General features: G+C 30.3%; 12 protein-coding genes. 2 read left to right on the top strand and 10 right to left on the bottom strand.

The window, feature by feature from the left end; all coding sequences use genetic code 11:
* Window positions 1-43 precede the first annotated feature (43 nt).
* Genes uvrA through HF295_RS06375 form a run of 3 tightly spaced genes read right to left on the bottom strand, consistent with a single transcriptional unit; the run spans window position 44 to window position 7,026 of the window.
* The gene (uvrA, locus tag HF295_RS06385; RefSeq protein ID WP_312031342.1) at window positions 44-2,854 is read right to left on the bottom strand and encodes an excinuclease ABC subunit UvrA; all 2,811 of its coding nucleotides are present in this window, start codon (window positions 2,852-2,854) and stop codon (window positions 44-46) included.
* 1 nt (window position 2,855) lies between these two features.
* Entirely contained in the window at window positions 2,856-4,841 is a 1,986-nt protein-coding gene (gene ligA / locus HF295_RS06380; RefSeq protein WP_312031341.1) for an NAD-dependent DNA ligase LigA, read from the bottom strand.
* 1 nt (window position 4,842) lies between these two features.
* On the bottom strand, window positions 4,843-7,026 hold the full coding sequence (locus tag HF295_RS06375; protein WP_312031340.1) for an ATP-dependent helicase: 2,184 nt from the start codon (window positions 7,024-7,026) through the stop codon (window positions 4,843-4,845).
* A gap of 245 nt (window positions 7,027-7,271) precedes the next feature.
* Between HF295_RS06375 and HF295_RS06370 the strand changes: the two genes are divergently transcribed.
* Window positions 7,272-7,928 (top strand): ferritin-like domain-containing protein, encoded by a 657-nt coding sequence (locus HF295_RS06370; RefSeq protein WP_312031339.1) that lies wholly within the window; start codon window positions 7,272-7,274, stop codon window positions 7,926-7,928.
* Between the two features lie 64 nt (window positions 7,929-7,992).
* Here the strand turns inward: HF295_RS06370 and HF295_RS06365 are convergent, their stop codons facing one another.
* From HF295_RS06365 to tsaE, 5 genes are read right to left on the bottom strand one after another with little or no spacing between them, the layout of a single operon-like run.
* Complete coding sequence (locus HF295_RS06365; protein ID WP_312031338.1) at window positions 7,993-9,624, bottom strand: glutamine--tRNA ligase/YqeY domain fusion protein; 1,632 nt, start codon at window positions 9,622-9,624, stop codon at window positions 7,993-7,995.
* Window positions 9,625-9,627: 3 nt separating this feature from the next.
* Window positions 9,628-10,629, bottom strand: a complete 1,002-nt coding sequence (gene tsaD / locus HF295_RS06360; protein WP_312031337.1) for a tRNA (adenosine(37)-N6)-threonylcarbamoyltransferase complex transferase subunit TsaD — start codon at window positions 10,627-10,629, stop codon at window positions 9,628-9,630.
* A 4-nt stretch (window positions 10,630-10,633) separates the two neighbouring features.
* Window positions 10,634-11,071 carry a ribosomal protein S18-alanine N-acetyltransferase gene (gene rimI, locus HF295_RS06355; RefSeq protein WP_312031336.1) on the bottom strand — a complete coding sequence of 146 codons (438 nt, stop codon included), beginning with the start codon at window positions 11,069-11,071 and terminating at the stop codon, window positions 10,634-10,636.
* Window positions 11,064-11,669, bottom strand: a complete 606-nt coding sequence (tsaB, locus tag HF295_RS06350) for a tRNA (adenosine(37)-N6)-threonylcarbamoyltransferase complex dimerization subunit type 1 TsaB (RefSeq protein WP_312031335.1) — start codon at window positions 11,667-11,669, stop codon at window positions 11,064-11,066. Before tsaB ends, rimI begins: the two co-directional genes overlap by 8 nt.
* Window positions 11,638-12,087, bottom strand: a complete 450-nt coding sequence (gene tsaE / locus HF295_RS06345; protein ID WP_312031334.1) for a tRNA (adenosine(37)-N6)-threonylcarbamoyltransferase complex ATPase subunit type 1 TsaE — start codon at window positions 12,085-12,087, stop codon at window positions 11,638-11,640. Before tsaE ends, tsaB begins: the two co-directional genes overlap by 32 nt.
* 165 nt (window positions 12,088-12,252) lie before the next feature.
* On the opposite strand from tsaE, the gene HF295_RS06340 reads away from it, so the two are divergent.
* A complete protein-coding gene (locus HF295_RS06340) occupies window positions 12,253-13,116 on the top strand; it encodes a diacylglycerol/lipid kinase family protein (RefSeq protein WP_312031333.1) in 864 nt (287 codons plus the stop codon).
* Between the two features lie 42 nt (window positions 13,117-13,158).
* Here HF295_RS06340 and HF295_RS06335 read toward each other — a convergent pair whose 3' ends face one another.
* Together HF295_RS06335 and HF295_RS06330 are read right to left on the bottom strand one after the other, a co-directional pair.
* The gene (locus HF295_RS06335; protein WP_312031332.1) at window positions 13,159-14,493 is read right to left on the bottom strand and encodes a glucose-6-phosphate isomerase; all 1,335 of its coding nucleotides are present in this window, start codon (window positions 14,491-14,493) and stop codon (window positions 13,159-13,161) included.
* Window positions 14,494-14,559: 66 nt separating this feature from the next.
* A complete protein-coding gene (locus HF295_RS06330) occupies window positions 14,560-14,892 on the bottom strand; it encodes a S1 RNA-binding domain-containing protein (RefSeq protein WP_312031331.1) in 333 nt (110 codons plus the stop codon).
* Between the last annotated feature and the right edge of the window lie 40 nt (window positions 14,893-14,932).

Raw genomic sequence — 14,932 nt, 5'->3', positions numbered from 1 at the left:
CGCAACTTTAATTATCAATATCATACCATAAAATAGAGAAAAATTATACTTTTAAGACACCTTTTAAATATTGCCCTGTATAAGAATCTTTTACTTCAGCAATATCTTCAGGACTTCCACAAGCTAATACTTGTCCGCCTCTTTCTCCACCTTCAGGTCCTAGATCAATGATATAGTCAGCTGTTTTTATCACATCAAGATTATGTTCAATGATAATAACAGTCGCTCCCTTATCTACAATATCATTTAACACTTCCATTAATTTTTTAATATCATGAGTGTGTAAACCTGTTGTTGGTTCATCGAGTATATAAATTGATTGGTTGGTAATTCTTTTATATAGCTCTGATGCCAATTTAACTCTTTGGGCTTCACCACCAGATAAGGTTGTTGAAGATTGACCTAACTTAATATATCCTAAACCAACATTATTTATTGTTTCTAATTTCCTTTGAATCTTTGGAATTTTATCAAAGAAATCTAAGGCTTCTTCTACTCTTAAATCTAAAACATCAGCTATATTTTTACCTTTATATTTGACTTGTAAAGTCTCTTTGTTATAACGTTTACCATGGCATTCTTCGCATTCAACATAAACATCAGGCATGAAATGCATTTCAATTTTAATGACACCGTCGCCCTGACAAGTTTCACAACGTCCACCTTTAACATTAAAGGAGAATCTTCCCTTGTCATAACCTCTTAATTTTGATTCTTTGGTAGAAGCATATAAGTCTCTTATATGATCAAAAACCCCTGTATATGTTGCTGGATTTGACCTAGGCGTTTTACCAATAGGTGATTGATCTATATCAATGATACGATCAAATTGTTCATAATTTTCTAGTTTATCTAGTAAACCAGCATTTTCTCTTCTTCTTGTGATTAAGTTGGCTAAATTTTTAAATAAAACCTCATTCACTAAAGAGGATTTGCCAGAACCAGATACCCCTGTTACAACAGTTAAACAGCCAATAGGAAAATCAACATTTAGATTTTTTAAATTATTTTGTTTAGCGCCTATCACACTTAAATAACCATGTTCATGTTTTCTTCTTTCTTTAGGAACCTCAATCTTTAATTCACCTCTTAAGTATTTACCTGTATAAGATTGTCCATGGTCAATTAATTCTTGAGGAGTTCCTATAAATTCTAAACGACCACCATGATCTCCAGCCCCAGGACCAATATCGACTACCAAATCACTTTCCAAAATCATTTCAGTATCATGTTCAACTACAATCATGGTATTTCCAAGATTTTTCATTTCCTTTAATGAATGTATTAATCTTTGATTGTCTCTTTGATGTAAACCTATAGAGGGTTCATCTAAAACATACAAAACCCCAGTCAATCTAGAACCAATTTGAGTCGCTAATCTAATCCTTTGAGCCTCTCCACCTGATAAGGTCATTGATGCCCTAGCAAGTGTTAAGTAGTCTAAACCAACATTCACTAAAAATGATAATCTATCTTTAACTTCTTTACAAATAGGTTGAGCTATTTCTTCACTTTGTTTATCTAGTTTTAATTGATTAAAAAAATTCAATAAATCAATCACACTTAATCTTGATACATCGTCAATATTCTTGCCATCAATGTAGACTGACAAAGCCTCAGGATTTAATCTTTTTCCGTGACAAGTTTCACACTCTATATCACTCATCATACCCTCAATCCAACGACGAATCATTTTAGACTTTGTTGACATGTAACGTCTCTCAAGATTATTGATGACCCCCTCATACGGTTTTTTAGATTGATGAAACATTTTTCCTTCTCTAGAAACATATTTAAAATTAATATCTTTTTCGGTTCCATAAAGTAAATAGTCTTGCTGCTTCTTTGTTAAATCTTGAAAAGCCTTATCTAAAGGTATTTTCAAAGCAATTGCTGTTTGTTCTATTTCTCTATAATATATAGAATCTGTTTTCGCAAATTTTTGAAAAACATTACCTTCTAAAGATAAAGTCGAATCAACTATCAAAGCTTTAGGATCTATCTTTCGTGAAAAACCTAAGCCATTACATGTAGGACAAGCACCATTAGGAGCATTAAAAGAAAATAACCTAGGTTCTAAATCAGGTATAGTAAAACCACAAATAGGACAAGAAAAATTTTCGCTAAATAACCTTTCTTCCCCATCAATTATTACTTTTACATTACCTTCTCCTAATCTAGCCGCGGTTTCTAAAGAATCATAGAGTCTTGATCTTGCGGACTCTTTAATAATCACTCTATCAATCACTACATCGATGTCATATCGTTTATTCTTATCAAGTTGAATATCTTGATCCAATTCATAATCTTCAGAATTTATCCTCAATCTTGTATAGCCTTCTTGACGAAGATGTTGAATAACATCAGAATGACTTCCTTTTTTACTTCTGATGATTGGTGCTAAAATAATAAGTTTAGCTTGATCATTTTCTAATACTTTATCTGTCATTTCTTGAATAGATTGAGCTTTAATCTCTATATGGTGTGTAGGACAATAAGGCTTTCCTACACGTGCATAAAGTAAACGAATATAATCATATATCTCTGTCACAGTCCCCACTGTAGATCTAGGATTATGAGATGTTGATTTTTGATCGATTGAAATTGATGGTGATAAACCTTCAATTACATCAACATCAGGTTTTTTCATATTGCCTAAAAATTGTCTGGCATATGCAGACAAAGATTCAACGTATCTTCTACGTCCTTCTTCATAAATTGTATCAAAAGCCAAAGAGGTTTTCCCAGAACCTGATAAACCAGTCATTACAACCAATTGATTCTTTTTAAATTCTAAATCAATCGATTTTAAATTATTTTCTCTTGCCCCTTTGATTGTTATATAATCTCTCAAATCAATCACCTGTATTTATCATTTTTTTAAATTCTTCTTCATCGATAATTTTAATACCTAAAGACTTAGCCTTATCGTATTTACTACCAGGGGCTTGTCCAGCCAAAACAAAATCAGTGTTCTTAGAAACACTTGAAGTCACCGAACCACCCATATCCTCAATTATTTTTTGAGCTTCTTTTCTAGTAAAATCATCTAAACTACCAGTTAAAACAATTGTCTTATTGGTGAAAACAGTTTCTATATTTAATGAAGAATCTTGATATTTTGTATTTAGATTTAATGATTGAATTTCTCTTAATAAATCTAAATTTGCTTCTTTATGAAAATAATCGACAACAGAGTTCGCTATTGCTTCACCAATATCTTTTACTTCAGATAACGCTTCTTTACTCGCTTGGGATAAAGCTTCTAATGTTTTAAAATTTTTAGCCAAGGTTTGTGAGGCTTTTTGTCCGACATAACGAATTCCTAAACCAAACAATAACTTATCTAGATTATTATTTTTACTCTTATCAATGGACTTCAATAAAGCATCAACACTTTTGTCTCCTAAACCTTCTTTTTGAATCAAAGATTGTCTATGTTGTTCTAATTTAAAGATATCTGCTATATTTTCAATAAATCCATCATTATATAAATCTGTAACAATCGCTTCTCCCAAACCATCAATGTTATAAGCTTCTCTTGAAGCAAAATGAATTAATCCCTCTAAATGTCTTGCTTTACAATATGGATTAATACAATAATAATCAGCTTCACTAGCCTTACGAACTATCTCGTGATGACAGACAGGACATTCCTTTATCATTTGGAAAGGTTTTTCTTGTCCAGTTCTTTTATCCAAGACCACTTGAACAACTTCAGGAATAATTTCTCCAGCCTTTCTAACAATCACATGATCACCTTCACGGATATCTCTTGAAAGAATAAAGTCTTCATTATGAAGGGTCGCTCTTGAAACACTAGACCCAGAAATATCAACTGATTCGAGATGAGCTACAGGTTTTATAACCCCAGTTCTACCAACTTGAAAATCAATTCTATTCAAAACAGTCTCTTTTTCAACCGTAGGAAATTTAAAAGCAACTGCCCACTTAGGAAATTTTGATGTATAACCAATACTATCATAGTGTTCTAATTCATTTACCTTAATGACAATTCCATCAATCTCATAAGGTAAATCGTGTTTTATTTTTTCAATATCATTGACATAAGCAATGACATCATCTATAGTATTACAAAATTTTGTTCTATCATTAATTTTAAAACCTAAATCCTTAAGTTTAAGAAGTGTTTGATAATGATTAGAAAAATCATTATGAAAACCAAAATAAATGAAAGCATCAAGAGCGCGTTTATGTACTATTTTTGGATCTAATTGTCTTATAGTACCCGCAGCTGCATTCCGTGGATTTTTAAATAATTCTTCACCATTTTCTAGTCGTTCTTGGTTTAATTTATTAAATTTATCTTTACTTAAAAATATTTCACCTCGAACTTCAAGCTTATCTAAAAAATCAATTCTTAAAGGCACTGATTTGATGGTTTTCACATTTTCAGTAATATCTTCACCTATTAAAGAATTACCTCTAGTCGCAGCTCTTTGATAGTAGCCGTTTTCATAAATAATCGATACAGATAAACCATCAATTTTTAATTCAGCAGTATAAGTAAAATCCTTAACAGATTTTTTAATTCTTTCATCAAAATTTCTTAATTCTTTTTCATTAAAAACATTACCCAATGAAAGCATAGGTCTTTCATGCTCTACTTTTTCAAATTTAGAAGAAACTTCTCCACCAACTCTTTGAGTCGGAGAATCAAGGGTCTTATATTGTGGATGTTCATTTTCTAATTGGATAAGTTCATTCATTAAATGATCATAGTCACTATCACTTACCGAAGGATTATCTAAAACATAATACTCATAATTGTATTGATTTAATTTTGCTTTAATTTCTTCTATACGATTTTTTATATCCATATTAATCCTCCACTTTAAAACTAGGATGATCTTTCATTAAAGTCTTAACTCCATGGGGTACTGAAAAAGCAATCTTTACCAAGTCACCCTTAACTTCCACAACCATACCTCTTCCAAAAACCTTATGATTAACTTTGTCAGATACTTTAATTTGTTTTTCTTCAGTATCATAGGATGCATATTTAACTGTAGGTCTATTTTTAGAAGAATGAACTCGTTCAAATGATGATTTTCTGACGTGATTAGATCCGCGTTTATCTAAATAATCTTCATCAATTTCATCAATGAATTGAGAATCAAGATTGTCCATATATCTTCCGTACATAAATCTTGTTTTACAATTTGTTAAATAAACTTGATGTCTAGCCCTAGTCAAACCAACATAAAATAAACGTCTTTCTTCATCAATATTATTGGCGGCGTCAAAACCATTTCTAATGGCAGGAAATAAACTTTGTTCCAAACAAGTCATAAAAACAATGTCAAATTCTAGACCCTTGGCAGAATGAAAGGTCATTAAACTTACAGCCTCGTGCTCTTCATTATCCTCAGCTTCAACATGTAAAACAAGATCATTTAATAAAGTCGCTAATTTATCATAATTGGATATATCTCTTTCATAATCAGATACTTTTTCAAGAATGATTGTCTTAAACTCTTCTAAATTATCAAGTTTTCTTTCCGATTGAAAAGTCTTATCTTTGGTAGAATCATCCTTTTCAAGCATCTCCTTGTAGCCACTTTTATCTAAGAGTAAATCATAGGTATCTAATAAGGTACGCGTTTCCAAACCTTGTTTAAGTTCTGTGATTAAATCTCTAAATTTAGTCATTTCCAAGGCTGCTTTTCCGCTTAAAGGTGAATGATTTACACCGATACAATCAAATAATTTTAAATGATTTTCTTCTGCGTATTCAACTAGATTCGCAAAAGAAACATTACCCACCCCACGTTTAGGTGTATTGTATACGCGTGAAAAAGAGTAGTCATCACCACTGTTAATTAACAAATGCAAGTAAGCAATGATATCTTTAATTTCTTTACGTTTGTAAAAAGATAAATTACCAACCACCTTATGTGGTAAATTATATTTCAAAAATATATCTTCAAACCTTCGACTCATCGCATTGTTTCTATATAAAACAACGATTTCAGATAAAGGAGTGTTTTCTCTTCTTAACTTTCTAATTTGTTCATAAACATAATAAGCTTCTTCTTCATCGGTATTGGCTTTATAGTGAATAATCTTATCACCGCTACCCAAATTAGAAAACAAATCCTTAGGAATTCGATCTTTATTATTTTTAATAACTGAATTGGCAGCTTTTAAAATAGTATCTTTTGATCGGTAATTTTGATTTAAGATAATTTTCTTGTGTTCAGGAAAATCTTTAGCAAACTTTTTAATATTACCAACATTCGATCCCCTAAAAGCGTAGATACTTTGATCTTCATCTCCAACAATAAAGATATTTCGGTGTTCTTTAGCTAGTTGATAGATAATGTTATATTGTAAATTATTAGTATCTTGAAACTCATCAACTAATATATATTGAAATTTTTCTTGGTAACGTTTAAGAATTCCAGAAAAATCTTGTAATATTTTAAGTGTTAAAACCAATAAATCTTCAAAATCAACTAAATTATTATCTTTTAAATATGCATTATATAAAGGGTATAATTGTTCAATCATCGAACGAATAGGTTGATCAATATGATTGATTGATACTAACTTGGCTTTTAAATTCCCTACCAACTTAGAAATAATTGTTGGAGAGTAAGTATTTAAATCATAATTATGCTTTTTCATTAAATTTTTAATGATATTTAAAGTATCTTGATCATCAACAATTTGAAAGTTTTTATCATAATCTAAACTATCAATTTCACGACGTAAAAAATGAGCACCCATTGAATGAAATGTAGAAATCCATATGTTATCCATTGGAAGGTCAATTAACTTTTGGACACGTTCCTTCATTTCATTGGCTGCTTTATTTGTAAAGGTAATAGCTAAAATATTATAAGGTGAAACACCTGCTTCTTGGATTAAATAAGCTATCCTATTGGTAAGAACACTGGTCTTTCCAGAACCCGCTCCAGCAACTGCCATAACTGGCCCTTCAACTATTTCTACTGCCTTTTTTTGCTCTTTATTAAGTTTGTTTAATAATTGATTTTCCAAAATTATCACCTTTAAATATTATACCATGATTAGCCTAAAGTATAAAATTATTCACTGTTAAAAACATGAAAAAATCATAGAAAAAAATGGTATTCGTGTATGTATTATAAACAATAAATACGATAAAAGCTTTTTGCTATCCATCTAATCTTTAATATAATAATTTTAAATTATTTTCTTTTTTAAATTATTACCAATAAAAACTATACTTTATCCGTATATATATCAAACAAAGGAGGCATTACATGAAATCAAAATTAGCAAAAGGAATTATTTTTACCGTATTAACACTAGTTTTTGCATTAACCATTAGCTTGTCAAGTGTCAGCGCAGGAAGTGTCTATTCAGGCATAGATCGTCAAAAGGAGTTTGCATTTTCTGAAGATATTGAATATTCTTTAGAAGAAATGTTAAATTTCGCAATACAAGATGAATATTTAGCTAAATCAGAATATGAAGCTATTATTAATGAGTTCGGTGAAGTTAGACCTTTCATCAACATCGTAGAAGCTGAACAACAACATATAAACTTATTGTTACCATTATTTGAAAAATATGGTATAGAAGTTCCTGAAGATAATTCAGCTGAAAAAGTTGTTATACCTGAATCAATAACCAGTGCCATAGCAACTGGAATTGAGGCTGAAAAAGTGAACATTGCTATGTATGAATTATTCTTGAGCCAAGATAATCTAGATCAAGACGTTAGAGATGTTTTTGAATATTTATTACAAGCATCAGAAAATCACTTAAGTGCTTTTTCAAAAGACCGCAATCAATACTATGGTCAAGATATGATGAATCAATTTAGAAATAAAATAAATAATATGTTTCAAAAAGAAGGAAATGATTCAAGTAGAGGTTCTCGCCAACAAGCTCATGGTGGAAACTGTACTAATTAATTGGAGTCATAAATCATAAAAATAAAAAGACGATACTTTTTTAAAGTCATCGTCTTTTTTAAATTTATTTAAAAGTTGATTTTAATTCTACTGTTCTATTAAAGATTAATCTTTCTTTGCTAGAATCATAGTCTGTTGTAAAATAACCGACTCTAATAAATTGGAATTTTTCTTCGGATTGAGTATCTTCTAAAGCACTTTCTACAAAACCATGTAAGGTTGCCCATGAATTTGGATTTAATCTTTCGAATAAATCTTTTTTAGAATCCGAATCAAGAAGTAATGGTTCAAACAGATTAAATTCAGCTTTTTTAGCAGTTGTTGCTTCTACATAATGAATATTACCATTGGGTTTTCGATCATTAAAGCCTGATCCTGATTTTGTTTCTTGATCATAGGTACATAGAATTTCAATAATTTCACCTGAATCATCTTTAACAACGTCATGACACTTAATAAAATAAGCTCTCATTAATCTTACTTCAACATCTTTAGCTAATCTCTTCCATTTTTTATTAGGTTTTTCTTCAACAAAATCTTCTCTATCGATATATAAATGTTTACTAAAAGCTATTTTTCGACTACCAAGATTTTCATTGTCTGGATTGTAATCAACGTCATCAATCCATTCAACTTGGTCGTCTGGATAATTCGTGATGGTTACTTTTAATGGATTCAAAATTGCATGAACTCTTTTCACCTTATAATTTAAATCATTTCTAACTGCGTTTTCAAGCATTTCACTTGATACAGTTGAGTTTACTCTTGATAAACCAGTGCTTAAAATAAAATCTCTTATTGCTTCCTTAGTGAAACCTCTTCTTTTTAATCCAGCCAATGTAGGCATTCTTGGATCATCAAAGCCATGAACTTTACCAGATTCAACTAAGGCTTTCAAATATCTTTTAGACATAATGGTATTGGTAATATTTAAACGACCAAATTCATATTGGTGAGGGATATGTTCCATCTCACACTTTTCAACAAACCAATCATATAAAACTCTATGATCATCATATTCTAATGAACATAAAGAATGTGTAACACCTTCAATCGCATCTTGAATTGGATGAGCAAAGTCATACATTGGGTAGATACACCATTTATCACCTGTATTTTGGTGGTGATGATGCATAATTCTATAAACCACTGGATCTCTCATATTCATATTTGGTGATGCCATATCGATTTTAGCTCTTAAAGTTTTTTCACCATCTTGATACTTACCGTCTTTCATTTCTTCAAATAATTTAAGATTTTCTTCAATAGATCGTTCTCTATATGGAGAGTTTCTTCCAGCTTCTGTTAATGTGCCGCGATATTCCCTCATTTGTTCAGGGTTCAAATCACAAACATAAGCTAAACCTTTTTTTATTAATTTAATGGCTAGTTGATAATTTGTATCAAAGTAATCTGAACCATAAAGAATTTTATCTGGATGATATCCTAACCATTCAATATCTTTAATGATTGCATCAACAAATGATTGGTCTTCATTAGATGGGTTTGTATCATCAAACCTTAAATTAGTACGCCCTTTAAAGTGTTTGGCTAATTCGAAATTAGTGATAATAGCTCTAGCATGTCCAATATGCAAATATGCTGATGGTTCTGGAGGAAAACGGGTAATTATCTCATTAACTTTCCCTGATTTTAAATCTTCTTCCATAATTGTTTTAACAAAATTAGATTCCATAATTTAACCTCTTTCTAGATTTAAACGTGAATAACCATTGATGTATAAATCATCGTATTCTCCGTGTTTTTTATATTGAAAATATCCCGCAGCTGCGATCATTGCGGCGTTGTCTGTACAATATGCCATCTTAGGGAAATACACAGGCACATCTTTAATTCTTTCATTAAGTTTCTGTCGTAATCCAGAATTAGCAGCGACGCCTCCAGCTACTATCACTTCTTTAACCTTAAATTCATTTTTTGCTTTAATAGTTTTCTCTACCAAGACATCTGTCACAGCTTCTTGAAAACTCCTAGCAAAATCTTCTTTACAAATGTCTTCACCACGTTGTTTCATATTATGATGGGTATTGATCACATGTGATTTTAAACCAGAAAAAGAAAAATGATAATCATCACTATGAATCATTGGTCTTGGAAAATGAAGTGAATCTTTACCTTCTTTTGCTAGTTGGTCTACAGCTGGACCACCAGGATATCCTAAATCAAGAATTCTAGCAACTTTATCATAAGCTTCCCCAACAGCGTCATCCTGTGTTTCACCTAATTTATTAAAATCAAAATGCTCTTTCATTAAAATCAGTTCCGTATGACCCCCAGATACAACCAAGGCCAATAAGGGAAAGTTCATTCCATGGTCGATATAATTAGCATAGATGTGACCGCTTATGTGATGTACACCAATGATTGGAATATTGTAATTCATTGAGATCACTTTTGCGGCATTAATACCAATCAACAAAGAACCAATCAACCCAGGTCCTTTTGTTACTGCAATTAAATCTATATCTTTAAAAGCAATACCAGCTTTTTTTATTGCCTGATCGAAAACATAGGTCACACCCTTAACATGTTCTCTTGAAGCTATTTCTGGAACGACGCCTCCATAATTTTGATGAATATCTATTTGTGATAGCACTTGGTTAGATAAAACTATGTTTCCGTCTTTTACAACAGATACACTTGTTTCATCACAACTAGTTTCCACGCCTAAAACATACATAAGTTCACTTCCTTAAATTCTTATACATCAATAAAGCATCTTCATGATTTGGGTAATAATCTTTTCTTATTGCCTGTATGGAATATCCTAATTTCTTATACAATGCAATTGCATTTTTATTAGAAGGTCTTACTTCTAATGAATATTCATAAACACCTTGATTGTATATTTTTTCTTCTAATAACTTTAAAGCTTGATAGGCATAACCCTGATGTCTATATTGTTCAATAATAAATATGGTATATAACTGAAATTTGTCTTGATCTAGCCATATAATCATATAACCAATCCAATCAGTATTTCTTTCTATAACATATACTTGAATTAATGGATTTTCTATGTAGGATTCCATAAATTCGTTTTGATTAATCTTATAAAAATGTGTTTCTAATTCAATAATTTTCGATAAATCATTGATTTGAAATTCTCTAATTTTAAGCATTTTTTAAATTTCTCTCAGCCTCAGTTACCTGTAAATAATTAGGAACCAAGTCATGAACATTAGTGACTTCTTTTAATAAAGATGATTCAAGTATTTTAATAATATTTGGTTTGCCAAATTCGAGAACATCATAATCAACTTTCAGATTATTTTTAAACTTCTCTATATTCATCAATACATCTTCATATACATATTCTAAATTTTTATCTTGATTAAAGAATGCCACAAATCCATTAGATCTTCTAGCATCAATCAATGCCAAAACATGCTTGGCATTAGAATGAGAAGCTATCAAAGCTAAAGAAGATATTGTCTTAATAGGGATTTGATTTAAATAAGCTATCATTTTAGCTACAGTAACTCCAATTCTGACACCTGTGTAAGAACCCGGTCCAATCCCAACGATTACTTCGTCTAAATCACTTAAACCAATCTGTTGATTTTTTAACATTTGATCTAAAAAAGGCATAATGGTAACTGAATGATTATTATCGCCTACTTGATAAAGACTGTCAACTTCTTCATTATCAAATACTAAAGATAAATATATGTACTTAGTGGCTGTATCAATCACTAATCTCTTGTAAGATTTTTTCATACTTTCCACTTCCTTCAATGACTAAATCCCGTTTTACATCATCAATAAATGTAAAAGTAAGGGTTAAGATGTTATCTGGTAACATTGATATAATATATGGATACCATTCAATAACAGCTACTCCATCACCATAAATATAATCATCTAACTCATAATCATAGCCTATATTCTCTAATCTATAAACATCCATATGATATAGATTTAAGTCACCTTGATATGTTTTTAAGAGCGTAAAAGTAGGTGAATTCAAAGTATCTTTCACACCCATATGTTTTGCCAAGTATTTGGTAAAAGTAGTTTTCCCCGAACCTAAATCACCACTTAAACCAATAATCATACCTGGAAATATATTTTTAGCAATCAATTTAGCAAACTGATCGGTATCTTTTTCTGAATTTAAACGTAACTTCTTAATCACTTTATCTCCTAATTTCTTTCAATAATCTATTAAATATTATATCATAAAAACAATGAATTCATAGTTTATCCGATATCAAAATCAAATTTAAGGTTTTAAGATTAGAAAATCATATCTTATGATATAATAATCATAGATGACAAGCCTTTAAAGGAGGAACATCTTATGTATCTCATTTTACATAATCCATTATCTAGCAATCGAAAATCTCGTAAGAAAACTAAAAAAATTGTTCGATTGTTTAAAAAAAATAAACAAGCTTTTATTGTCAGATCTACTTTAAAAATAGATGATCTAGTTGAATACCTACAAGATAAAACTCATATCACTGATATTTTATTATTAGGCGGAGATGGATCAATCAATTATTTTATTAACTCTACTGACTTAAGTAAAATCACTCAAAATATCCACTTGGCTAAAAGTGGCTCAGGAAATGATTTCTTAAGATCGCTTAAGCAAGTCAAGAAAACAGAAGTTGTTATTGGACAAGCCTTATTAAACAATGAGAAGCCTATACAATTCATCAATGGTTGTGGCTTAGGTTTTGATGGATTGGTATGCCATTACGTGAACAATGATCAAAAGAAAAATAAGATATCGTATTTTCTTAATGTATTTAAATCAATTATCGAATACGAACCACAAGATATTGATCTTGAAGTAGATTCAAAAACATATTCTTTCAAAAAAGCTTTTCTAGTAACCATCCAAAACGGAAAATATTTTGGCGGTGGTATGAAAGCAGCTCCAAAAGCCAATATAGCTGATAAGACATATTATGTCATGGTCGTTCATGGATTAAGTAAATTCCTACTTCAATTTTTACTGATGACCATCTATTCTGGATTTCACGAAAAAATCAAAAAATATGTTACAGTCATCAAAGGTGAGAATATAAAAGTCAATTTCCATCAAGCCAATTACTTCCAAGCTGATGGAGAAGTATCTGATTCTGTTACAGAAATCTCTGTGAAAGCTATTGGCACAAAAAGTTTCTCAGCTTTTTCTAAAAATGATTTAAAATAAGATATTTAAAGCCCCTATACAAAAATGTATAGGGGTCTTTTTTTATATTCTTTCTTTTAATTCCTTACTTAATGATTCGTATCCAGGTTTATCTAGTAAAGCAAACATATTCTTTTTATAAGATTCAACTCCTGGTTGATTAAATGGATTAACATTTAAAACATAACCACTAATACCACAAGCTAATTCAAAAAAGTATACTAAATATCCAAAACTATATGCATCAATTTTAGGAATTGTAATTAACATATTAGGTGTTTGACCATCAAGATGAGCTAGCATAGTACCTTTCAAAGCTTGTCTATTAACATAATCAACTGATTTATTCTCCAAATAATTAAGTTGATCTAAATTATTTTTATCATGACCTATATACAAATCTTTTTCAGGTTCTTGAATGTCAATCATCGTTTCAAATAATACTTTTTTTCCTTCTTGAATAAACTGACCTAAAGAATGCAAATCAGTAGTAAAGGATGCACTAGAAACAAACAAACCTTTTAAATCTTTACCTTCTGACTCACCAAATAATTGTTTCCACCATTCAGAAAAATAATTCAATTTAGGCTCATTATTAACCAATAATTCTAGGGCAAAACCCTTGCGATATAAAAGATTTCTTAAAGCCACATACATATGAACATCATTTTTATATATATCTTTCACTTTATAATTTCTTTTAGCAGCTTTAGCGCCTCTTAACATTTTTTTAATATCTATACCGGCCGCAGCTATAGGTAACAAACCAACAGGTGTTAAAACAGAGAAGCGTCCACCAATATCATCAGGAACAATATATGTTTTATATCCTTCTTGATCAGCTAAGGTTCTTAAAGCACCCTTAGATGCATCAGTTGTTGCAATAATTCTTTCTTTTACTTCATCATATGAATATTTTTCTTCTAACAATTGCTTAATAGCCCTGAAAGCAACAGCGGGTTCAGTTGTAGTACCTGATTTAGATATAACATTGACTGTAAAATCTTTTTTCTTTAAGTAGTCTAATAATTCACTCAAGTAAGTTGAAGATAAATTTTGACCAGCAAATACAACTTCTAAACTTTTTCTTTTAGGAAAGTAAGGTTTCATATACTCAATGGCTGCCTTAGCACCTAAATATGATCCTCCAATTCCAATGACAACCAGTACATCTGATTGTTTTTTTATTTTTTTAGCTGTTATTTGAATATCATCAATAAGTTCAGGACTAATTTCATCTACCAGATTTGTCCATCCAATATAATCATTTCCTAAACCAGTTTTCTCATCTAATGTTTTTCTTGCTTGATTTATTTCTTTTTGCATTAATTTCAAATCAGATAATTCTACAAATGGTAATACATTATTATAATTTAAATTTAAATATTTTTCTTTCATAATTATCCTCCAATTTAAAAATATTATAAATAGATACTTTTGTCAAATTAAAAAAACAACGAATGATTATTCGCCGTCTTTTTCATACTTGTCATCTACCCAAGCTTTTAATTGATCAGCTAAAGGTCCGAATCCAGTTTTTAATTCTGTAGATTCTCTTTTTTTACGTCTGGTCTTATTTTGACTTTTATAACTGAAACTTATTTTGTCACCTTCTACTTTGATAACTTCAACAGTTACTTCATCTCCTACAGTGAGATAGTCTTCAATATTTCTTACAAACCCATCGCTAACTTCAGATATGTGGATTAAACCATCATATTTATCTTCTACTTTAACGAAAGCTCCATAAGATTTAATATTAGTTATACGACCTTTGACGATGTCACCTTGTTTCATATTTAACACCCCTCAAAGAAAACTGTAAATATTATAACAC

The sequence above is a fragment of the Hujiaoplasma nucleasis genome, from assembly GCF_013745115.1.
Taxonomy (GTDB): domain Bacteria; phylum Bacillota_I; class Bacilli_A; order Izemoplasmatales; family Hujiaoplasmataceae; genus Hujiaoplasma; species Hujiaoplasma nucleasis.
The sequence above is the reverse complement of the archived record's forward strand: the minus strand, read 5'-3'. Positions and strand labels throughout refer to the sequence as shown.